This window comes from Serratia sp. CY29653, assembly GCF_052169255.1.
Classification (GTDB): Bacteria; Pseudomonadota; Gammaproteobacteria; order Enterobacterales; family Enterobacteriaceae; genus Serratia; species Serratia sarumanii.
The window spans coordinates 197865-220163 of record NZ_JBJNLC010000004.1; the positions used below are offsets into that span (position 1 = coordinate 197865).

The 22299-nt window shown below is 63.9% G+C and carries 19 protein-coding genes; 3 read left to right on the forward strand and 16 right to left on the reverse strand.

Translation table 11 applies throughout. The features are described 5' to 3' along the window. The first annotated feature begins 62 nt into the window (after window positions 1–62). Window positions 63–698 carry a LysE family translocator gene (locus tag ACJ8HN_RS19155; RefSeq protein ID WP_042933703.1) on the forward strand — a complete coding sequence of 212 codons (636 nt, stop codon included), beginning with the start codon at window positions 63–65 and terminating at the stop codon, window positions 696–698. 107 nt (window positions 699–805) lie between these two features. On the opposite strand, the gene ACJ8HN_RS19160 is transcribed toward ACJ8HN_RS19155, so the two are convergent. Continuing rightward, window positions 806–1423, reverse strand: coding sequence for a LysE family translocator (locus ACJ8HN_RS19160; protein ID WP_033939129.1), 618 nt, complete (start codon window positions 1421–1423; stop codon window positions 806–808). 66 nt (window positions 1424–1489) lie between these two features. On the opposite strand from ACJ8HN_RS19160, the gene ACJ8HN_RS19165 reads away from it, so the two are divergent. Continuing rightward, entirely contained in the window at window positions 1490–2413 is a 924-nt protein-coding gene (locus tag ACJ8HN_RS19165; RefSeq protein ID WP_042933704.1) for a LysR family transcriptional regulator, read from the forward strand. Between the two features lie 40 nt (window positions 2414–2453). Here the strand turns inward: ACJ8HN_RS19165 and radC are convergent, their stop codons facing one another. The 4 genes from radC to glyA all read right to left on the reverse strand — a co-directional run bounded on the left by radC (window position 2454) and on the right by glyA (window position 7102). Next, entirely contained in the window at window positions 2454–2963 is a 510-nt protein-coding gene (gene radC, locus ACJ8HN_RS19170) for a RadC family protein (RefSeq protein WP_033939127.1), read from the reverse strand. 325 nt (window positions 2964–3288) lie between these two features. After that, the gene (locus ACJ8HN_RS19175; protein ID WP_042933705.1) at window positions 3289–4434 is read right to left on the reverse strand and encodes a PDDEXK nuclease domain-containing protein; all 1146 of its coding nucleotides are present in this window, start codon (window positions 4432–4434) and stop codon (window positions 3289–3291) included. Continuing rightward, window positions 4431–5630, reverse strand: coding sequence for a tyrosine-type recombinase/integrase (locus ACJ8HN_RS19180; protein WP_042933706.1), 1200 nt, complete (start codon window positions 5628–5630; stop codon window positions 4431–4433). Before ACJ8HN_RS19180 ends, ACJ8HN_RS19175 begins: the two co-directional genes overlap by 4 nt. A gap of 218 nt (window positions 5631–5848) precedes the next feature. Then, complete coding sequence (gene glyA / locus ACJ8HN_RS19185; RefSeq protein WP_004941389.1) at window positions 5849–7102, reverse strand: serine hydroxymethyltransferase; 1254 nt, start codon at window positions 7100–7102, stop codon at window positions 5849–5851. Window positions 7103–7459: 357 nt separating this feature from the next. On the opposite strand from glyA, the gene hmpA reads away from it, so the two are divergent. After that, window positions 7460–8650, forward strand: coding sequence for an NO-inducible flavohemoprotein (hmpA, locus tag ACJ8HN_RS19190; RefSeq protein ID WP_049194931.1), 1191 nt, complete (start codon window positions 7460–7462; stop codon window positions 8648–8650). 37 nt (window positions 8651–8687) lie between these two features. On the opposite strand, the gene ACJ8HN_RS19195 is transcribed toward hmpA, so the two are convergent. The 11 genes from ACJ8HN_RS19195 to ACJ8HN_RS19245 form a co-directional block, all read right to left on the reverse strand. Continuing rightward, window positions 8688–9872, reverse strand: a complete 1185-nt coding sequence (locus ACJ8HN_RS19195; protein ID WP_442523821.1) for a c-type cytochrome — start codon at window positions 9870–9872, stop codon at window positions 8688–8690. Continuing rightward, window positions 9869–11779 (reverse strand): NAD(P)/FAD-dependent oxidoreductase, encoded by a 1911-nt coding sequence (locus ACJ8HN_RS19200; RefSeq protein ID WP_033654291.1) that lies wholly within the window; start codon window positions 11777–11779, stop codon window positions 9869–9871. The genes ACJ8HN_RS19195 and ACJ8HN_RS19200 overlap by 4 nt, the downstream gene beginning before the upstream one ends. Window positions 11780–11864: 85 nt before the next feature. Next, window positions 11865–13289, reverse strand: a complete 1425-nt coding sequence (gene patD / locus ACJ8HN_RS19205; RefSeq protein ID WP_334282934.1) for an aminobutyraldehyde dehydrogenase — start codon at window positions 13287–13289, stop codon at window positions 11865–11867. Between the two features lie 35 nt (window positions 13290–13324). Continuing rightward, entirely contained in the window at window positions 13325–14131 is an 807-nt protein-coding gene (locus ACJ8HN_RS19210) for an ABC transporter permease (protein ID WP_033648928.1), read from the reverse strand. Then, on the reverse strand, window positions 14121–15065 hold the full coding sequence (locus tag ACJ8HN_RS19215) for an ABC transporter permease (RefSeq protein WP_442523822.1): 945 nt from the start codon (window positions 15063–15065) through the stop codon (window positions 14121–14123). Before ACJ8HN_RS19215 ends, ACJ8HN_RS19210 begins: the two co-directional genes overlap by 11 nt. 1 nt (window position 15066) lies before the next feature. Next, complete coding sequence (locus tag ACJ8HN_RS19220) at window positions 15067–16095, reverse strand: ABC transporter ATP-binding protein (protein WP_033635610.1); 1029 nt, start codon at window positions 16093–16095, stop codon at window positions 15067–15069. A gap of 53 nt (window positions 16096–16148) precedes the next feature. After that, window positions 16149–17303 carry a putative ABC transporter substrate-binding protein YdcS gene (ydcS, locus tag ACJ8HN_RS19225; RefSeq protein ID WP_033648931.1) on the reverse strand — a complete coding sequence of 385 codons (1155 nt, stop codon included), beginning with the start codon at window positions 17301–17303 and terminating at the stop codon, window positions 16149–16151. Window positions 17304–17376: 73 nt separating this feature from the next. After that, window positions 17377–18840 (reverse strand): gamma-aminobutyraldehyde dehydrogenase, encoded by a 1464-nt coding sequence (locus ACJ8HN_RS19230; RefSeq protein ID WP_442523823.1) that lies wholly within the window; start codon window positions 18838–18840, stop codon window positions 17377–17379. 115 nt (window positions 18841–18955) lie between these two features. Beyond that, window positions 18956–19879 carry a LysR substrate-binding domain-containing protein gene (locus ACJ8HN_RS19235; protein WP_004941365.1) on the reverse strand — a complete coding sequence of 308 codons (924 nt, stop codon included), beginning with the start codon at window positions 19877–19879 and terminating at the stop codon, window positions 18956–18958. 401 nt (window positions 19880–20280) lie between these two features. Beyond that, window positions 20281–20619: a nitrogen regulatory protein P-II gene (gene glnB, locus ACJ8HN_RS19240; protein WP_004847623.1), complete on the reverse strand. Its 339-nt coding sequence runs from the start codon at window positions 20617–20619 to the stop codon at window positions 20281–20283. Between the two features lie 11 nt (window positions 20620–20630). Then, window positions 20631–22253, reverse strand: a complete 1623-nt coding sequence (locus tag ACJ8HN_RS19245) for an NAD+ synthase (protein ID WP_025303930.1) — start codon at window positions 22251–22253, stop codon at window positions 20631–20633. Window positions 22254–22299 lie beyond the last annotated feature (46 nt).

Here is a 22299-nt window from a genome sequence, read left to right on the forward strand (position 1 = left end):
CCTTCAATACGGAAGGCGCTGCGGCCGGCACACTGCGTAGAAAAACTACGAGTGCGTCCTGAATGCAGCCGTTCCTGATGATTGCCGCAGCGCATTTCCTGGCGCTGCTTTCTCCCGGCCCCGACTTTTTCCTGATCGCCCGAACCTCGCTGTCCGCCGGCTGGCGGGTCGCCAGCGGCGCCTGCCTGGGGATCGCCGTCGCCAATGGCGTTTTCATCGTTGCCGCCTTCGCCGGCATGGCGGCACTGCGCCCGGACAGCCTCCCGTTCGTCGTATTGCAACTGGCCGGCTGCGCTTACCTGCTCTATCTTGGCGTGCTGTTCATCCGCCACGCGGGCCGCAGCGACCTGGATGTCTCGAATGGCGGGCGTTCCACGGCACCCGCGCATCCTTTCATCGCGTGGCGACGCGCAACCGGCATGGGCTTCCTGTCCGGCATCCTGAATCCGAAGAACGCGCTGTTCTACGCGAGCCTGGCCGCGATGCTGACCGGCGCGCATGCCAGCGCGGGCTGGAAGACGATCTATGGCGTCTGGATGTTCAGCATCGTGCTGCTGTGGGACGTGCTGGTCGCAGTCCTCATCGGCAACCAGGCCGTGCTGCGCCGCTTCGCGCGGGCGCTGCCGTGGCTGGAACGCATCTCCGGTGCCATGCTGATCCTGCTGGCGGTGGCTGTCCTCGTCCTCCTGGCACGTTGAGAAGCACACGATAGGGAATGGATTTCCGAAACGCTGTCTCGGATTTCCGAGGCAGCGTTTCCCCCCCAGGGTCGAGACGCCGCAGGGCGGCGCGATGCCCCGCGCAGTCAGCGCGCCCCGCGCGCCACCGCCAGCAGGACACCGAATCCGACCAGCAGCCCGCCGAAGGCGCGGTCGATCCAGTGGCGCACGGCCAGCAGCCGGTCGCGCACGGCCCCGGCCGAGAAGCAAAGCGCCACGAGGCCGAACCAGGCCATGTGCGCAACCGAGATGAATGCGCCGTAGCCGATCTGCACCGCCAGCGGCGTGTCGGGCCGCACCACCTGCATGAACAGGCTGACGATGAACACCGTGGTCTTCGGGTTCAGCGCATTGGTCAGGAAGCCGGTACGCAAAGCCGCCATATCCGACAGCGGCGCCACGGTACTGTCGGCCAGCGCGCCGCTGGGCTTGGCGCGCAGCATCTTCACGCCGAGATAGATCAGATAGACGGCACCGACCAACTTGATGGCGTTGAACAGCCAGAGCGACTGCTGGATCAACAGGCCCACGCCGACGAGCGTATAGGTGACGTGGACGAGCACGCCCAAGCCGATGCCCAGGGCCGTCAGCATGCCGGCACGGCGCGACAGCATCAGACTGTTGCGCGTGACCATCGCAAAGTCCGGCCCAGGGCTGATGACGGCCAGCAAGGTGATTGTGATGACAGCTATCAATTCGGTCATGGCGTATCCTGTCGAAGAACAACGAATTAGCGAGATGCTACCGACAACATCTCCCGGTGGATAACGATGTTTTCTGACAAGAATGGTGAGCTGGAATCACCATCGAGCGATTCGCGCCTGCCTTCGCTGCTGGCCCTGCGCTGCTTCGAGACGGCGGCCCGGCTGGAGAATTTCAGCCGGGCGGCGGCCGAGTTGCACCTGACCCACGGCGCGGTCAGCCGCGCCGTGCGCCTGCTCGAAGACGAACTGGGCGTGGCGCTATTCGAGCGCCGCAGCCGGCGCGTGTTCCTGACCGATGCCGGCCGCACGCTGGCGCGGGCCGTGGGCAATGGGCTGGATCTGATGCGGCAGGCCGTCGGCGAGTTGCGCGCCAGCGCCCGCCAGGGGCGGCGCTGGGTGCTGTCGTGCGAGCCGACGCTGCTGATGCGCTGGCTGATCCCGCGCTGGCCGGACTTCCAGGCCCGGCATCCGGGGATCGACGTACACCTGGTCGCCGGGGGCGGGCCGTTCTCCTTCGCCAACGGCATCGACCTGGCGATCCGCCGCGACGACTTCCCCTGGCCCGAGGGCTACCACGCCGAACCCTTGTTCGCGGAAAAGGTCGGCCCGGTCTGCCGTCCCGACAAGGTGGCGGCCTGGTTCACCACGAAGAAGGCCGGCGCCGCGCTCAAGGCCGGCGCACCGCGCCTGCACACGCGCACGCGGCCGGGCGCGTGGCCGGAATGGGCGGCGGCCGCAGACCAGCCCGCACCTGATGCGCCGGGACAAACCTTCGATCATTTCTATTTCAGCTTGCAGGCGGCCGTGGCCGGCCTGGGTGTGGCGGTCGGCCCGTGGCATCTGGCACGCGACGATCTGGACAGCGGCGTGCTGGCCGCGCCGCTGGGTTTCGTGGAGGACGGCTCGCGCTATTGCCTGTTGTCGCCGCGGCCCTTGCAGCCCGATAGCCCGCAGGCCGATTTGCTGGCATGGCTGCGGGCCTTGGCATAGCCGCAATCGGGCGCAGCAAAAAGGGGCCGAAGCCCCTTGGTCAGATCAGGCCGCGTTCTGCGAACGACGCCGTGGTGCTGCCAGCGACGATGACGTGATCGAGCACGCGCACGTCCACCAGCCCCAGCGCATCCTTGAGCCGCCGGGTCAGCGCCCGGTCTGCCGCGCTCGGCTCCGGGTTGCCACTTGGGTGGTTGTGCGAGATGACCAGAGCCGCCGCGTTGAGCCGAAGCGCCTCCTTGACCACTTCGCGCGGATGCACTTCGGCCGAGTCGATTGTGCCGTGGAACATTTCCCTGTATTCGATCAGCCGATGCTGCGTGTCGAGGAACAACACCGAGAACACCTCATGCTCGAAGCCGGCCAGCTTGGCAAGCAGGTATTCCTTGACCGCCGCCGGTGAAGTGAAAGACGTACCCCGCTGCATCTTCTGGTCGATGACCAGGCGCGCGGCCTCCAGAATCTGATCGGCCGATGCCAGCGCATAGTGCCCGTGAGAGTCACGCACCAGCAAAGCGTCATCGAACGAGGAAAAGGACAGTTGCGACATGATCGTGCTCCGGTTGCTCGGGCGGAATTGCCCGGAACCGTGTTCAGCACGGCGCAGCGCAAGCAGTCACAAGGTCGAAGACGGCCGCCAGGACGCCAGCGCGCATGGCGCGCGCCGCCTTTGACGGCGAGAACGCCGTGGTACGGTGAAGGGAACAGCAAGACCGCCTAAACCCCGCCCACTGCACACACCCGCCTTTGAGCAAGCGCAGCGCGCAGGCCCGCGAGGGCCGAAGGCGTCAGGGGTCAAAGCTGGATGGCCGCGATTCGGCACGAAGCGCGGGGCGCAGCCCGCGAACCCGACGGCGGCACGCCGGGACGCCCGGTTATCGCTTGCGCTTCTTGGGGACGATCGTTCCGCGCGATTCGATCAGCCGCCGCGTGTTCTCCAGTTCCTCTTGCAGCACTTCGGCATCCGGCAGCACCATCTTGTAGTTCGCCGCCATCACCTTGGACGGCAAGCCCTCCAGCGCATACCGCGCCAAGGCATGGCCCTTGTCGGCGCAGAGGATCAGACCCACGGGCGGGTTCTCGTCGGCAAACGTCCAGTGCTCCTTCGCATAGTTGCAATAGAGGTGCATCTGGCCCACGTCGGCATGGGTCAGCGCGCCGAGCTTCAAGTCGATGATGACCAGGCAACGCAAGCGACGATGGAAGAACAGCAGATCGACCCGATACCAGGTCTGGTCGATGCGCAATCGGCGCTGCCGCCCGACGAAGGCGAAACCGTCGCCCAGTTCGAGCAGGAAATCCTCCAGCCGCCGGATCAGGGCTTGCTCAAGATCGGATTCCGAATACTCATCCTTGAGGTCAAGGAACTCCAGCACATACGGGTCTTTGATCGCGTCGTCGGGAGTGACGGCATCCCCGGGGTTGGGCACGGCGCCCTTGACCAGCATCGCCGCCTTGTTCTTCGACAGCGCCGTGCGCTCGTAGAACTGGCTGTTGATCTGCCGGTCGAGCTGGCGCACGCTCCATCCGCCGCGCAGGGCTTCGGCCTCGTAGAAGCGGCGGGCGTGTTCGTCCTTGACCGACAGCAGCCGGACGTAGGCCGACCACGGCAGCGTGAAGACCTGGGCCAGTTCATCGAGGCGCCAGGGACGCGCCCGCGCCACTGGCGCCGGGGAAGATTCGCTAGACACTGTCTGGCGAATTGGCCAGGTCAGGAAGAACGACCGCATTTGCTGCAAGTTCGGGCGGCTGAACCCGCGCCCGAACTGCGCGGTCAAGTCAGCCGACAGCCGTTCGATCAACTGTTCGCCGTACCCGGCACGCCGCTTGCCCCGTTGCTCGGCCTCCACGATCCGGCGGCCAATCTCCCAATAGCTGGCGGTCATCAGCGCATTGACGCTGCGTGCCGCCGCATGGCGGGCGGCATCGAGCACTTCCACGATACCGCCGTGGATGCCGGCATAACCGGCTGGCGGGGCGGCGGGGGTGTCCCCCGCCACCGAAAGCGTCTTCTTGCTCATGCCGTCGCCTCCGCAAGGCGCCGCACGCCCGTGATGGCCTGCCGCCGGCTCGCCACCAGTTCGGCCGCTTCCCGCACCGGCTTGTCCTCGGTGTGGACGTAGTGCATGAACATCGCTACGGTCTTGTGGCCCGTCAGCTTCATGCCCACCTTGGTTGGCACGCCCGAATTGGCAATGTCGGTGGTGGCCCGGTGGCGGATACCGTGCGTGCCAACATGTGGCACGCCGGCGGCCTTGAGCACGCGCTTCCAACCGCCATAGTGCTCGCCGTGGGTCAAGTGTTTGGTCGCGTCGTTGGGCGACGGCAGGACATAGGGGCAACCTTCCAGGCGCGGCGCCGTCGAAAGCAGCCGATAGGCTTCCTCGCTCATGGGCTTGGAGATGCCGCCGGTCTTGCTGTCGGGCCAGACCACCCGGCGCTTCTCCAGATCAACCCAGTCCCATTCGAGCGGGCAGATTTCGGAGCGGCGGGCGGCAAACTCGAATTGCAGGCGGATCGCCAGCGGAATGACGTAGTTCTCCAGTCCCTCTGCCTCCAGCGTCTCCAACTGGCGGAAGATCCGCACCAGTTCATCGTCCACGATGAGCCGGGTTTCCTTGCCGGGCGGGTACATGGGAACGTGGCGGCACGGATTGGTGCCGTCCGGGCGAAGGCCCCACACTTCGGCTAGGTTGAACATCTTGCGCAGCACGCCGAAGGTGCGGTTCGCCTCGGCCGGCTTGTGGGCCAGCTTCTTCATCAGCGCGGCCACGTCCGGGCGCTTCACGTCCTGCACCTTCATCCGGCCCATGATGGGAATGATGTTGCGGTCGATGACCCCCTGATAGCCGCGCTGCGTGCTGGGCTTGTTGCGCTGCTTGGAGTAGTCCTCCATGAAGGTGTGGCAAAACTCCTTCATGGTCGGCGCCTTGCGGGCGGCATTCTTGGCCGCGCTGGGGTCGCCGCCCCGGCGCACCTCGGCCAGCCACTCCTGCGCCATAACACGGGCTTGCTCGACGGTCAGTTCCCCGTACTGGCCCAGGGCGGGCTTGCGGCGCTCGCCGGCGTTCGTGCGGTACTGGAGCATGAACACCTTACGACCCGCTGGGGTGATCTTGCACAGGAAGCCGGGCACCACGGTGTCCCGGAGTTCGACGGCCTGCGCCTGGGGCTTTGCCGCATCGATGGCGGACTTGGTGAGTTTGATTTTTGCCATGATGACTCCTCGGAAACCTCGGTTTCCAAGAGCCACATGGGAGCCACGCGACCGGAAGCCGGGTCAAGTTTCGGAAAGCACCGGCATATGATGGACGCGCCTAAGTTATTGATAAACCTGCTGTAGCGGGCTTAGGCGCAGTCCAGCGAAGTGCCGGGCTGGAGTCATCGTCAAACAAAAAAACCCGCCGCAGCGGGTTTTATAGGGCGAAAGCGGGATTACGCGTAAACCGGCAGGCGGGCGCAGATATCCAGCACTTTCTTCTTGGTGCGTTCGATGGTGGCTTCATCGTTGATGTTGTCCAGCACATCACAGATCCAACCGGCCAGTTCGCGCACGTCGGCTTCTTTGAAGCCGCGACGGGTGACGGCCGGGGTGCCGATACGCACGCCGGAGGTGACGAACGGGCTTTTCGGATCGTTCGGCACGCTGTTTTTGTTGACGGTGATGTTGGCGCGGCCCAGGGCGGCGTCCGCTTCTTTACCGGTCAGGTTTTTGTCGACCAGATCCAGCAGGAACAGGTGGTTATGGGTGCCGCCGGAGACCACTTTGTAGCCGCGCTGCAGGAACACTTCCACCATCGCCTTGGCGTTGACCGCCACTTGCTGCTGGTAAACCTTGAACTCAGGCTCCATCGCTTCTTTCAGCGCCACCGCCTTGCCGGCGATCACGTGCATCAGCGGGCCGCCCTGGCCGCCAGGGAACACGGCGGAGTTCAGCTTTTTGTACAGCTCTTCGTCGCCGCCCTTCGCCAGGATCAGGCCGCCGCGCGGGCCCGCCAGGGTTTTGTGGGTGGTGGTGGTGACGATGTGCGCGTGCGGTACCGGGTTCGGGTAGACGCCGGCGGCGATCAGGCCCGCCACGTGCGCCATGTCGACGAACAGGTAAGCGCCGATGCTGTCGGCGATTTCGCGCATTTTGGCCCAGTCAACCACGCCGGAGTAAGCGGAGAAGCCGCCGATGATCATTTTCGGCTTGTGGGTTTGCGCCTGCTTGGCCAGATCGTCATAGTCGATTTGGCCTTTGTCGTCGATGCCGTAAGGCACCACGTTATACAGTTTGCCGGACAGGTTGACCGGGGAACCGTGGGTCAGGTGGCCGCCGTGCGCCAGGTTCATGCCCAGAATGGTGTCGCCCGGCTGCAGCAGCGCGGTGTACACGGCGAAGTTAGCCTGGGAGCCGGAGTGCGGCTGCACGTTGGCGTAATCGGCGCCGAACAATTCTTTGGCGCGATCGATAGCCAGCTGCTCAACGATATCCACGTATTCGCAGCCGCCGTAGTAACGCTTGCCCGGATAGCCTTCAGCGTATTTGTTGGTCAGCTGGGAACCCTGAGCCTGCATCACGCGCGGGCTGGTGTAGTTCTCAGACGCGATCAGCTCGATGTGCTCTTCCTGACGCACCACTTCCTGCTCCATGGCACGCCACAGTTCCGCATCGTAATCGGCAATGTTCATTTCACGCTTTAACATCCGGCATCTCCTGACTTAAATCAGCTAACTAAAAAATCACCAAATAACTACCCGTTTGGGTTCTGGGCCACAGTGTAAACCGTTTCGCCCCACCGAAGATAGGTCTTGACAGAGGTTTTTACGCAAACGATTGGCATAAGGTGGCGCAAGGCTTTGATCCGCTAAACGCCGCCGTTTATCAACGAACATTTCCTCATGCGAACGATGCGCTTTTTTCATGTTCTGTGAGCGCGATCGACGCCCGAAGAACACCGCAACGAAAACAAGGGTATTTACAAGCGACGCGGAACCCAATAAGATGCATTTAAAATGCATCATTACAATTATCGTCAAGATCCCAACCCAAGGAGCGCTTCCATGCTGGATAGCCAAACCATCGCCACCGTGAAATCCACCCTTCCCCTGCTGGCTGCGACCGGGCCGAAGCTGACCGCCCACTTTTACGATCGCATGTTCGCGCACAACCCGGAATTGAAAGACATTTTCAACATGAGCAACCAGCGCAACGGCGATCAGCGTCAGGCGCTGTTCGACGCCATCTGCGCCTATGCCGCCAACATCGAGAACCTGGCGGCGCTGCTGCCGGCGGTGGAGCGCATCGCGCAGAAGCACACCAGCTTCAATATCCAGCCGGAGCAGTACAACATCGTCGGCGGTCACCTGCTGGCGACCCTGGACGAAATGTTCAGCCCGGGTCAGGAAGTCCTGGACGCCTGGGGCAAGGCCTACGGCGTGCTGGCCAACGTATTTATCCAGCGTGAAGAACAGATTTATCAGCAGAGTGAAACCGACAACGGCGGCTGGCGCGATCTGCGCGCGTTCCGCATCCTGAAGAAACAGCCGCAGAGCGACGTGATCTGCAGTTTCGTGCTGGCGCCGGTGGACGGCGGCCGGGTGGCGGACTTCAAACCGGGGCAGTATCTGGCGGTCTACATCAAGCACGACAGCCTGGAACATCAGGAAATTCGCCAGTACTCGCTGACCACCTCGCCGAACGGCGAGTTCTACCGCATCGCGGTGAAGCGCGAAGATCAGGGGAAAGTGTCCAACTACCTGCACCAGCAGGCGCAGGAAGGCGACGTGATCTACATCGCCCCACCGCACGGCGACTTCTTCCTCGACGTGGCGCCGACCACGCCGGTGGCGCTGATCTCCGCCGGCGTCGGCCAAACCCCGATGCTCGGCATGCTCAACACCCTGCACGACAACCAGCATCAGGCGCAGGTCCACTGGCTGCACGCGGCGGAAAACGGCGGCGTGCACGCCTTTGCCGATGAAGTGGCGGATATTGCCGGGCGCATGCCGAATCTGAGCCGCCATGTGTGGTACCGCGAGCCGGGCGCCGATGACGTGGAAGGCCGCGACTACCACAGCCGCGGATTGATGGATTTGAGCGCGCTGCAAGGCAGCCTGGCCGATCCGCAGATGCACTATTACTTCTGCGGCCCGGTGGCCTTCATGCAGTTCGTGGGCAAACAGCTGCTGGAAATGGGCGTAGAGGCCGAACGCATCCACTACGAATGCTTCGGCCCGCATAAGGTGCTGTAATGCTTGCGGAGCGCGGCCGTCAGACCGCGCTCCCTCTTCATTTCGCCTGTAGTTGGCGCGCGTCCTGCACCTGCTGCACCGTCACCGGCGCCGCCTGGTTGCCCCAGCTGCCCCGCAGATAGCTCATCAGATCCGCCGCCTGCCGATCGTTCAATGCCCAGCCGTAAGCCGGCATGTCGAACGCCATCGCCTGCTGCGTGATCGGCGTATGCGCCCCCTCCAGCACCACCCGCAGCGCGGTCAGCGGATTGTCCGCCGTTACCGTGGCATTGCCCGCCAGCGCCGGAATGGCAAAATCGGTGCCCTCCCCCCTGTTGCCGTGGCAGGTCGAGCAGTACATCGCGTAGGTCGCCTTGCCGCCCGGGTTATCCGCCTGCGCGGCAGGCGCAGCGGCTTTGGCGGCGGTGTCCGGCGCCAGGCTGCGCAGGTACACCGCGATGGCGTTCAGATCGCCGTCGCTGAGGTACTGCGTGCTGTGGGTCACCACCTCGCTCATCGGCCCGGCGACCGCCGCATGGCGGCTGCGGCCGGTTTTCAGCAGTGCCGTCACCTCTTCCGGCGGCAGGCCGCGCAGATTGGAGGCGTACCAGCCGTCCAGCTCGGCGCCGCTCAGGAACACCGGCTCCTTGCCGTCCAGCCCCTTCTCCTGCATCGCCCAGCCGCGCGGCGTGTGGCAGCTGCCGCAATGGCCCGCACCCTGCACCAGGTAGGCGCCGCGGTTCCACTCGGCGCTTTGCTGCGGATCCGCCTGATACGGCCGGTCGTCGTGGAACAGCTGGTTCCACACCGCCAGCGGCCAGCGCATCGACAGCGGCCAGCTGATGTCGCTGGCGCGGTTGGCCACGTTCTGCGCCGGCACCTCATTCATCAGATAGTCATACAGCGCGCGCATGTCTTCCGCGCTCATTTTGGCGTACGAGGTGTACGGCATCGCCGGGTAGAGCCGGTGGCCGTCTTTGGCTACCCCCTGGCGCATGGCGCGATCGAACTCTTCGAACGAATAGGCGCCGATGCCGTGCAGCTTGTCCGGCGTGATGTTGGTGGCGTAGATAGCCCCGAGCGGCGTCGGGAACTTCATGCCACCCGCCAATTCGGCGCCGCCCGGCGCGGTGTGGCAGGCGGTGCAGTCACCGGCTTTGGCGACGTATTCCCCGGCCGACATCGCCTGGGCCGAGCCGCCTGCCGCCAGCAGGCTCAACAGGTACAGCGAACGCAGACTCATGCTCCCTCCTTGGCGGCAACCTTGCCGTAGGCCAGTTCATTCACCGCGCGCCACGCCTGATCGATCGCCGAGTTGGCGTACGGGCTCCAGTCGGCATCGGAGTTGGCGATAACGATCTTGCCGATCGGCTGCCGCGCCGTTTCGATGATTTTCGTGGCCTCGTCTTCGTCGTCAAACAGCCCGTTGAGGAAGTAGGAGTAACCGTGCGACCAGCGGTTGACGGTGATCGCCTGAATGTCGCGCTGATGGTCGAAACCGGCCTCGCCCAGCATGCCCTGCAGCTGTTCGCGGATCATCTGCTCGTGCACCTCGAACGGCGTGCCCAGCAGCAGCGCGCGCCCTTTGCGCGACTGCTCGCGCGGGCTGAGGCCGCTGCCCGGCAGCGTCGGCACGTACACCATATGCAGGCCGATCGGCCGATCCGGATCGCGCGGGTGCTGATACCCGCCCATGCTCACCGGGTAATCCAGCTTCACGCGGCTGTACGGCGCGGCCGGCGAATAGATCTCGTGCACGCCCAGCTTGATGAACGGTTGCCAGTTGCGGATCACCACCTTGCTGTACACCAGCGGCGACTTGACGTTCTGCTTCAGCGCCTCCTGCTGCTCGTGCGACATCTCCGGCACCAGGTATGGGATCATCATGTTGTAGCCGGCCATCACCACCTGCCCGGCGCGCACCTTGGTCATCTTCTCGCCGGTCATGTAGGTGACTTCCACCTTGTCGCCGACGTTGGCCGCATGCAGCCCGGTGCTGTTCAAACGCAGCTTCACCGGCGATTCCGGCCGATCGAGCTGGCCGTAGTCGAATTTGGCCAGCACCACGTCGTTCATGTCGTTGCCGGCCGGCGCCACCGCCGGGATCAATTTGCGCACCATCAGGCGCGCCAGCGTGGCGTTGCCGTCCGGGAAGTGGAACACGTAAGGATCGTCGAGATCCGCCTGCGACTCCTCGTCCAGCGGTGGCAGATTCATGCCGTCAAGGCCCGGCAGATCGCAGATGCGCGCATCGCTGCACGACGTGCCGTCGATGCCCACCGCCTGGAAATCGTTGGTGGTCTGCTGGAAATAACGGATCGCCAGCTCACTCAGACCCACCTTCTCGCGCAGGAACTGGGTGTAGCTGTGGGTATCGAGCCACTCGACCTTCTGCTCCAGCGTCATCTCCGGCAGATAATCTTTCTTCACCGTATGCAGCGCGATTAACGCCTGGCGATCGCTTTCCGGCAGTGGGAAATCGCCGATGAACGCTTCATAAGAACGGCCGTTGAGGCGATCGCGCGGAATGTCGTCCGCCACCGTGCGGCCCGGATCGCCGCTCACCACCTTGTCGACGCCGAAGTTTTTGCGATCGAAGTAAACCCCGCGGCTCAGGTTCAGATCCGGGTAAAAGGTGGTGTCAAACGCCTGCTCCAGCCGATCGATATCGACGCCGAGATTGCGCAGCAGCCCCATCGCCACCGGGCTGAAGTTGGAGCGCGGCGACTGCAGCGATTCACTGCCGCCGTAGCCGAGCAGCATGCCGTCGTCGGTGTTGAATTCGTTGCGCTTGGCGTGGCCGCCGAAGTCGTCATGGTTGTCGATCAGCAAAATGCGCTGCTGCTCACCTTTCAGCTGCTGCCAGAAGCAGGCGGCCGCCAACCCGCTGATGCCGGCGCCGACCACCACCAGATCGAACTCTTCAACGGCGGGCACGCTGCCGAAATCAAAGGTTTTGCCGTCGCGCCCCAACTGGTGCGCATGCTCGAACGAGCCCGGATGGTTACCCCGCAGCCCGGTCAGCGCCGGCGGGTAGTACAGGGTTTGATTGGCGGTTTGCGGCGACGCGCGCAAGATTTGCAGCGGCGTCAACCCGGCGGCGATGGTGATCGCCACCCCGTTGAGAAAATCGCGTCGGGTGATACCCATATAGGCTTCCTTTCAATTTTTATTATCATCGGCCGGCCGGGGCCGGCCCGAAGGCCGCGCTATTGTGCGGATAATTATTGTAAAATCAATGTTTGAACATCACATGACGAATGGCGGTGTAATCCTCCAGCCCGTACATCGACATATCCTTGCCGTAGCCGGACAGTTTCTGGCCGCCGTGCGGCATTTCGCTCACCAGCATGAAGTGGGTGTTCACCCAGGTGCAGCCGTATTGCAGGCGGGCGCTTAAGCGATGCGCGCGGCCCACGTCGCGAGTCCACACGGACGACGCCAGCCCGTAGTTGGATTCGTTCGCCCAGGCCAGCACCTGTTCTTCGTCGTCAAACGGCGTCACCGTCACTACCGGGCCGAACACCTCGCGCTGCACGATCTCATCCTCCTGGCGCGCGCCGGCCAGCAGCGTCGGCTGGAAGTAGTAACCCGGCCCCTTCACCTTCTCGCCGCCGGTCACCACCTGCACGTGCGGCAAGGCTTTGGCTCGCTCGACAAAACCGGCGACCCGCTCCAGATGCTGGGCGGTAATCAATGGCCCCAGCTCGGTGCTCTCGTCGTCCGGCGCGCCGATCTTCAGGCTGGCCACCGCCTCGCCCAGCCGCTTCACCAGCTCGGGATAAATGCTTTTCTGCGCGTAGATGCGGCAGGCGGCGGTGCAATCCTGCCCGGCGTTGTAGAAACCGAAGCCGCGAATGCCGTCCACCACCTGCTGCAGATCGGCGTCGTCGAACACCAGCACCGGCGCCTTGCCGCCCAGCTCCATATGGGTGCGCTTAATGCCGGCGGCGGTGTGGGCGATGATGTGCTCGCCGGTGGCGATCGAGCCGGTCAGCGACACCATGCGCACCTTGTCATGCCCGGTCAACCGATCGCCGACGCTTGCGCCGCGGCCGAACAGCACGTTGAGCACGCCCGGCGGGAACAGCCCGGCGGCCAGTTCGGCCAGTTTGAAAGTGGTCAGCGGCGTCTGCTCGGAAGGCTTGATCACCACGCAGTTGCCCGCCGCCAGCGCCGGCGCCAGTTTCCAGGCCGCCATCATCAGCGGGTAGTTCCACGGCGCGATCGAGGCCACCACGCCCAGCGGATCGCGGCGGATCATCGAGGTATGCCCGGCCAGATACTCGCCGGCCGCCATGCCGGTCAGGCAGCGGCTGGCCCCGGCGAAGAAGCGAAACACGTCGGCCACCGCCGGCAGTTCATCGTTCAACACGCAGTGATAAGGCTTGCCGCAGTTGAGCGACTCCAGCCTGGCGAAAGTCTCGGCATGCGCATCGATCAGATCCGCCAGCTTGAGCAGATGCTCGGCGCGCTCCTTCGGCGTGGTTTGCCCCCAGGCGGCGAACGCGGCGTCCGCCGCCAGCACCGCGCGATCGACCTGCTCCGGGCTGGCCTCCGCCACCTGCGCAATCACTTCGCCGGTCGCCGGGTTATACACCGGCTGGGTCGTGCCCTGGCCGTTCACCAGGTGGCCGTCAATCAACAGTTGGCTTTGCATAGGGTTATCCTTTTATCAGAGGTCGGGTAAGGAAATTATTTGCCGCTGCCGGCGACGCTTTCTCCACCTTTGGTCAGGTAGTAAGCGCCGAGGATCGGCAGCATGGTCAACAGCATCACCGACAGCGCCACCACGTTGGTGATCGGCACATCGCGCGGGCGACCGAGCTGGTTCAGCAGCCACAGCGGCAGCGTGCGCTCGTGGCCGGCGGTAAAGGTGGTCACGATGATTTCATCGAACGACAGCGCGAACGCCAGCATGCCCCCGGCCAGCAGCGCCGAGCCGAGGTTCGGCAAGATCACGTAACGGAAGGTTTGCCAGCCGTCGGCGCCGAGATCCATCGACGCTTCGATCAGGCTGTACGAGGTGCGACGGAACCGGGCGATGACGTTGTTGAACACGATCACCACGCAGAACGTCGCATGGCCGACGACGATAGTCAGGATGCCCGGCTCGATGTTCAGCGCCTTGAACGCCGCCAGCAGCGCCAGACCGGTGACGATCCCCGGCAGCGCGATCGGCAGCAGCAACAGCAGCGAAATGCTGTCCTTGCCGAAGAAATCGCGCCGATACAGCGCCGCCGCCGCCAAGGTGCCGAGCACCAGCGCGATGGCGGTCGCCAGGCAGGCGATCTGCGCCGACAGCAGCACCGCATCGAGGATATCCTGCCGCCCGGCGGCAACGTTGAACCAGTGCAGCGTAAACCCCTTCGGCGGGAAGCTGAAAGCGGCATCCTCGGTGTTGAAGGCGTAGATGGCGATGATCGCCAACGGGAAATGCAGGAAGATTAGTCCGCCCCAGGCGGCCAGCTTCAGCCCTAAGGGCGCGCGTTCAGAGTGCATCGAAAGCCCCCAGACGTTTGACGATGGAAAGGTAGATGGCGATCAGGACGATCGGCACCAGCGTAAAGGCCGCGGCCATCGGCATATTGCCGATCGCGCCCTGCTGGGCGTACACCATGCTGCCGATGAAATAGCCCGGCGGCCCCACCAGCTGCGGCACGATAAAGTCGCCCAGCGTCAGCGAGAAGGTGAAGATCGACCCGGCGGCGATGCCCGGCACCGCCAGCGGCAAAATGACGTGGCGGAAGGTCTGCGCCGGCCGGGCGCCCAGATCCGCCGAGGCGTGCAGCAGCGAAGGCGGCAGGCGCTCCAGTGCCGCCTGGATCGGCAGGATCATGAACGGCAGCCAGATATAGACGAACACCAGAAAACGCCCCAGCCCTGAGGTCGACAGCGTGTTGCCGCCGACGCCGGGCACCGTCAGCAGCGAAGCCAACAGTGGCTCCAGCCCCAGGTGCTGCAGGAACCACTGCGCCACGCCGTCTTTCGCCAGCAGCAGGGTCCAGGCGTAGGCTTTAACGATATAGCTGGCCCACATCGGCATCATCACCGCGATGTAAAAGAACGCCTTGACGCGGCCGCTGGTGTAGCCCGCCATGTAATAGGCGATCGGGAACGCCAGCACCGCGCTGGCCAGCGACACCAGCACCGCCATGGTCAGCGTGCGCAGGATGATGTCGTAGTTGGCCGGGTTGAACAGCGCCGCCAGGTTGGCGAAGGTCAGATCCGGCGTCACCGCCATGGTGAAATCGTCGAAGGTGTAAAACCCTTGCCACAGCAGCGTCAGCAGCGAACCGAGGTACACCGCGCCGAACCACAGCAGCGGCGGCACCAGCAGCAAAAGCAGATACAGCGTCGGCCGGCGATAGAGCCAGGTCGACAGCGCGCGCACGGTGCCGCCGCGCGCCGAGGGGGAATCGATGCTCATGTCCATCTCACCTCTCCTCCAGCAGCGGCACCATCGCCGCGCGCGGCCAGCAGGCGACGATCGGCTGGCCGATCTGCCGCTGTTGCCCTTCGGCGAGCCACTGCGGATTGGCCTGGCTGACCAGCAGCTTTTCGCCGCCGTTCAGCGCGATTTCATACCGCGTGGCCGCGCCCTGGTAATGGATTTCCTGCAGCGTGCCCTGCACCTGGATCTCGTCCTGCGCCGCGCCGCCCTGCTCCAGCAGGCGGATATGCTCCGGCCGGATCGAGAAGGTTCGGCTTTCGCCGAGCAGGCGCTGCGCCAGCTCGCTGCGCACCACGTTGGAGGTGCCGACGAATTCGGCGACGAACGGCGTCTTAGGCCGCATGTAAAGCTCGCGCGGCGTATCCACCTGTTCGATGCGGCCGTTATTGAACACCGCCACCCGATCGGACATCGACAGCGCTTCGCTTTGATCGTGGGTGACGAAGATAAAGGTGATGCCCAGCTGGCGCTGCAGCTTCTTCAGCTCGCCCTGCATCTGCTCGCGCAGCTTGAGATCCAGCGCGCCGAGCGGTTCGTCCAGCAGCAGCACCCGCGGCCGATTGACCAGCGCGCGCGCCAACGCCACGCGCTGCCGCTGGCCGCCCGACAGGTGCGCCGGTTTGCGTTCGGCAACGAAACCGAGCGCCACGCTCTCCAGCGCCTCTTGCGCCCGCGCCAGCCGCTCGCGTTTGGCGACGCCCTTCACCATCAGGCCGTAGGCGACGTTTTCCAGCACCGACATGTGCGGGAACAGCGCGTAATCCTGAAACACCGTATTCACGTCGCGCTGGTACGGCGGCAGGTTGGCGGCTTCCTGGCCGTGGATGCGAATCGAGCCGGAAGTGAGCTGTTCAAAGCCGGCGATCAGGCGCAGGCAGGTGGTTTTGCCCGAGCCGGACGGCCCGAGCATGGAGAAGAATTCCCCGTCCTGAATGTCGATGGATACCCGATCCACGGCGCGAACATCGCCGAAAGTCCGCGAAACATCGATGAATTGCACGGCAATGGTCATTTTCTGTGCTCCATACTGATGTAGTTCGGGCGCAGCGGGCTGCGCCCCGCGGCTTAGCGGCCGCCCATGATGGCGATGTAATCCTGGGTCCAGCGGCTGTACGGCACGAACTTGCCGCCCTGCGCCTGCGGCGTTTTCCAGAAGGCGATTTTGTCGAACTGGTTGAAGCCGTTGGTTTCGCAGCCCTTCTCACCCAGCAGCGCGCTGGCCTTGCAGCCCGCCGGCGAAGCCGGCACCGACCCGAACCAGGCCGCCACGTCGCCCTGCACCTTCGGCTCCAGCGACCAGTTCATCCACTGGTAGGCGCAGCTCGGGTGCTTGGCGTCGGCATGCAGCATGGTGGTGTCCGCCCAGCCGGTCACGCCCTCTTTCGGGAACACGGTGGCGATCGGCTGCCCCTCGCCCTTCAGGGCGTTGGCCTGATACGGCCAGGCGCTGGAGGCCACCACGCCTTCGTTTTTAAAGTCGCTCATCTGCACCGAGGTGTCGTGCCAGTAGCGGTGGATCAGCGCGTGCTGGCTGCGCAGCAGCTTCAGCGCCGCCTGATACTGCTCTTCGTTGAGCTGGTATGGATCGCTGATGCCGAGCTGCGGCTGGGTGGCCTTCAGGAACAGCGCCGCGTCGGCGATGTAGATCGGGCCGTCGTAAGCCTGCACCCGGCCCTGGTTGCTCTTGCCGTCCGGCAGGTTCTGCTGCTGGAAGATCACCGCCCAGCTATCCGGCGGCGTCGGGAAGGTTTTGGTGTTGTACATCAGCAGGTTCGGCCCCCACTGGTACGGCGTGCCGTAGGTTTTGCCGTCCACGGTGTACCAGGCGCCGTTCAGCAAGCGCGGATCGATGTTCTTCCAGTTAGGGATCAGCGCGGTGTTGATCGGCTGCACCCGCTTGCCGAAGATCAGGCGCAGCGAGGCGTCGCCGGAGGCGGTCACCAGATCGTAGCCCCCCTTGGCCATCAGGCTGACCATTTCATCAGAGGTGGCGGCGGTCTTCACGTTCACCGCACAGCCGGTTTGCTTCTCAAACTGGGTGACCCAGTCGTAGTTTTTGTCGGACTGGCCGCGTTCGATGTAGCCGGGCCAGGCGATGATATCCAGCCGGCCTTCGCCTTTGCCCAGCGTCTGCGGCAGATCGGCCGCCTGGGCCAGGCCGCACAGCACGGTAAGACAGAGCGCGGAGACGGTGGTGGTGACTGCGGTAGTTTTTCCCATCGTAATTACCCCTGTGTTGCTTATCGGTATGCGGCAGGGAACGGCTGCCGCCTGATTTTTCTTGATATAACCGTTAGAAGCCGGCTTTGAACTTCGCCATTACGTGCCTGACAACGCTGTAATCCTGCAGCGAATCGCTGGACAGATCCTTGCCGTAGCCGGAGCGTTTCAGGCCGCCGTGCGGCATCTCGCTCGCCAAGGTGAAATGGGTGTTGATCCAGGTGCTGCCGTACTGCAGATGGGCGGCAATGTGCAGCGCCCGATCGATATTTTGCGTCCACACCGACGAAGCCAGCCCGTATTCCGAGTCGTTGGCCCACTCGACCGCCTGCTCCAGGTGTTCGAAGCGCGTGACGCTGACCACCGGGCCAAACACCTCGCGCTGCACGATTTCGTCGCTTTGCAGGCAGCCCGCCAGCAGGGTCGGCTGGTAATAGAACCCCGGCCCAGAGTGGGCCGCGGCGCCGGTGATCAATTCGATATGCGGTTGGCTGAGCGCCCGCTCGACGAAGCTGGCGACGCGATCGCGCTGGCGGGCACTGATTAACGGGCCGATCTCATTGTCCTGATCGCGCTTGCGGGCGAAGCGCAGGCTGGCAACCGCCTCGCCCAGCGCGTCCACCAGCTTGGGATAGATGCCCGCCTGCGCGTAGATGCGGCAGGCGGCGGTGCAGTCCTGGCCGGCGTTGTAATAGCCGTAGGTGCGAATGCCGTTGACCACTTCGTCGAGATCGGCGTCGTCGCAGACGATCACCGGCGCTTTGCCCCCCAGTTCCAGGTGGGTGCGCTTGACGCTTTTGGCCGCCGCCTGAAGAATTTTTTGCCCGGTGACGATATCGCCGGTGACCGATACCAGCCGCACCTGCGGGTGCCCCACCAGCTGGCTGCCAACCCCTTCGCCGCCGCCGTAGACGATATTCAGCACGCCCGGCGGCAGGATCTCCTGCAGCGCCGGCACCAGCGCCAGAATGGTCAGCGGCGTATGCTCGGAGGGTTTAAACACCACGGTATTGCCCGCCGCCAGCGCCGGCGCGATCTTCCACGCCGCCATCATCAGCGGATAGTTCCAGGGGGCGATCGAGGCCACCACGCCGATCGGATCGCGGCGGATCATCGAGGTGTGGCCCGGCACATACTCGCCGGCCAGCTGCCCTTGCTGCGTGCGCACCGCGCCGGCGAAGAAGCGGAACACGTCGACCGCCGCCGGCAGATCGTCATTGAGCGCCTGATGCAGCGGTTTGCCGCAGTTGAGGGCTTCCAGCTGCGCCAGCTGCGGCGCCTGCCGCTCAATGGCGTCGGCAATGCGCAGCAACAGGGCGGCGCGCTGGGCCGGCGTGGTGCGCGACCAGTGACCAAACGCCTGCTGCGCGGCTTTCACCGCGCTGCCGACCTGCGCCGAAGAGGCTTCGGTCAGGGCGATCAGCGTCTCGCCGTTGGCCGGATTGACGATGCACTCCTGCTGGCCTTCGCCGTCGACCATCTGACCGTTAATGAACTGCTGACAGGACAAACCTGAGAGAACCTGCACATCTGCCATCGCCTGACGCCCCTAAGTGACAAAAACGTTAACTAAATGTGAATAAGTTAGTTTTAATCAGCCTAAGCGAGCCTCTGGCGGGCAACAAATTCTAAATACTGAACGCCGCGTTCGATTAAATCGAATGCTTAAGCCCGGCGGCGTGTTTGCTGCCGTTCTCGCGCGCGATGGTAAGGAACGGCGTCACCAGCTCCGGCCGCGCGCTGCCGCGCCGCCACGCCAACCCGATGTCCAGCGGCTCCAGCAGATCGTCCAGCTTGCGCGCCTCGATCATGTTGCCTTCCAGCGACCAGGCGCGGTACGCCATGTCCGGCTGGATGGAGACCCCCATCCCTGCCGCCACCAGGCTGCGCACCGCCTCGGTCGAGGCGGTCTTCATAGCGATCTCCGGCTTCAGCCCGGCGCGCGCCCAGATGCGCCGCGCGTGCACGTCCATTTCATCGGCGTTGAGCTGGATCAGCGGCTGTTTGGCCACGTCCGCCAGGCTGATGCTCTCGTGCTCCAGCAGCGGGTGCAGCGGCGGCAACCACAGGCGATACGGCGAGTGCATCAGCACCTCGGTCTGCAGCGCGTCGCGGTCTTCGATGTTCGACAGGATCAGCACGCCGATGTCGATCTCGCCGCTGACCAACAGATGCTCGATATACGGGCGCTCGTCTTCAACCACCTGCACGGTGACGTTGGGATAGGCCGATTTAAAGCGCGTGAGCAGCTCCACCAGGAAGTAGCCGGCCACCAGGCTGGTGACGCCGACGGTCAGCTTGCCGGTCAGGCTTTCGGTGCCGATCTGCAGGCTGCGCTTGGCGTTGTCCACCGTCGCCAGGATCAGATACGACTGGCGCAGAAACTGGTGCCCCTGATGGGTCAGCGTCATGCCCTTGGCGTGGCGATCGAACAGCCGCACGCCGATCTCGGTTTCCAACTGCTGGATCGCCAGCGTCAGCGAAGACTGGGAGACAAACACCGCCTGGGCGCCGGCGGAGATCGACCCGGTTTCCGCCACCGCGATAAAGTGGCGGATTTGGCGTAACGTCATCATCCCCATCGCCTTTCAAGCCGCTGCGTTGTTGTCTGCGTGCGCTTACCCCAGTCACTTACTTGAGTAAGCTCCTGGGGATGCACGCCCTTGCCGCCTAGCCGCAACTTGAAATTCATTGGGGATCACCTCAATCAAGATTGTTAGATTGATTGTAGATCCCGCAAAAAAAAGCGATCGGGCAAAGTATCAAAAACGCGATAGCGTTCGCTTTTTTAGAATGCTAATGGTGAAAATAACCAGAATTGTGGAGAGGTCGGGAGATGTTCACTGAGGCGTGGGGCGTAGCGAGCGCCGGCCAGATTGGGCACGGCCAGCGCGCAGGGCCCGGAGCGTACACGCAGTACGTGAGGAGACCGAGCACTGCCCAGGCTCAAGCTGGCGGTGCTCGGTAGACGATCACATTAAATCGCTTCTTCGTCCTGCTCGCCGGTACGGATGCGCACCACGCGCGCCACGTCGAAGACGAAGATTTTGCCGTCGCCGATCTTGCCGGTCTGCGCGGTCTGCATGATGGTTTCCACGCAGGTGTCGACGATGTCGTCGGCAACCACGATCTCGATCTTCACCTTGGGCAGAAAGTCGACCATGTACTCGGCGCCGCGGTACAGCTCGGTATGGCCCTTCTGGCGGCCGAAGCCTTTCACTTCGGTGACCGTCATGCCGGTGATGCCCACTTCGGCCAGCGCTTCGCGGACGTCATCCAGTTTGAACGGCTTGATAATCGCGTCGATCTTTTTCATCTTCTTTCCTTTTACCAATTTTTGCGGCCAAAACCGGATGTGATGGGGTAGCGGCGGTCTTTGCCGAAGTTACGGGCGGTGATACGCGGCCCGACGGCGGCCTGACGCCGCTTGTATTCGTTGATGTCCACCAGGCGGATCACCTTGCGCACGATCGCTTCGTCGAACCCTTCGGCCACCAGATCGGCAACCGATTTGTCGCGCTCAACGTAGCCTTCCAGGATCGCGTCCAGGATATCGTATGGCGGCAGGCTGTCCTGATCGACCTGATCCGGTGCCAGCTCGGCGGACGGCGGACGATCGATCACCCGCTGCGGGATCACGTAGGAGACGGTGTTGCGGTATTCGGACAGCTTGAACACCAGCGTTTTCGGCACGTCCTTCAGCACGTCAAAACCGCCGGCCATATCGCCGTACAGCGTGGCGTATCCCACCGCCATTTCGCTCTTGTTGCCGGTGGTCAGCACGATGCTGCGGCGTTTGTTGGACAGCGCCATCAGCACCACCCCGCGGCAACGCGCCTGCAGGTTTTCTTCGGTGGTGTCGCGCTCGGTGCCGGCGAACATCGGCGACAGCTGGCCCATAAAGGCGTCGAACATCGGTTCGATGGAGACGATATCGAACTCCACGCCGAGGATTTCCGCCTCTTCCTTGGCGTCGGCGATGCTGATGTCCGCGGTATAGCGGAACGGCATCATCAGCGCCTGCACCTTGTCTTTGCCCAGCGCATCCACGGCGATCGCCAGCGTCAGCGCCGAGTCGATGCCGCCGGACAGGCCCAGCACCGCGCCTTTAAAGCCGTTTTTGGTCACGTAGTCGCGCACCGCCAACACCAGCGCCTGGTACACCTGCGCCAGCTGCGGCAGCTCGGCGGCCGGATCGGCCATCGGCACCACGGCCAGCTCGTTGAATTCCAGGCGGGTCACCTGCTCGTCGAAGGCCGCCAGACGGTGGGTCATGGTGCCGGCGGCGTCGAAGACCTTGGAACAGCCGTCGAAAATTAGCTCATCCTGGCCGCCGACCTGGTTGAGGTACACCAGCGGCAGCTGGGTGCGCTGGCAGTGGCCGGCCATCAGCGTTTTGCGGATATACGGCTTTTCGCGGTTATACGGCGAGGCGTTGATCGACAGGATAATTTCCGCGCCGGCCGCCTTGGCGGCGTCAATCGGCTCAGGGAACCACAGATCTTCGCAAATCAGCAGCCCCAGACGGTAGCCTTTCAGTTCCACCACGCAGGTGTCGTTGCCGGCGTGGAAATAGCGCTTCTCATCGAACACGCCGTAGTTCGGCAGCTGCTGCTTGAAGTAGCGGGTCAGCAGGCGGCCTTCGGCAAACAGCGACAGCGCGTTATACAGCTTGTCGCCTTCGCGCCACGGGTGGCCGACCAGGATCGCGGTCTCGGCGGAGGCCTGCTGCAGGCGCAGCAGCTGCGCGTCGCAGCGCTGATAGAAGTCATTGCGATACAGCAGATCTTCCGGCGGGTAGCCGGACAGCGCCAGTTCGCTGAACATGACCAGATCGGCTCCCGCCTTCTGCTGCTCCTGCACGATTTGCAACATGCGTTCGGTGTTGCCTTCAATGTCGCCGACCAGCAGGTTCAGCTGGGCCAGGGCGATGGAAAGTGATCTGCTCATTTGTGTACGATCCCGCTTAATACGTTCCATGGTGCTCTACGCCGGG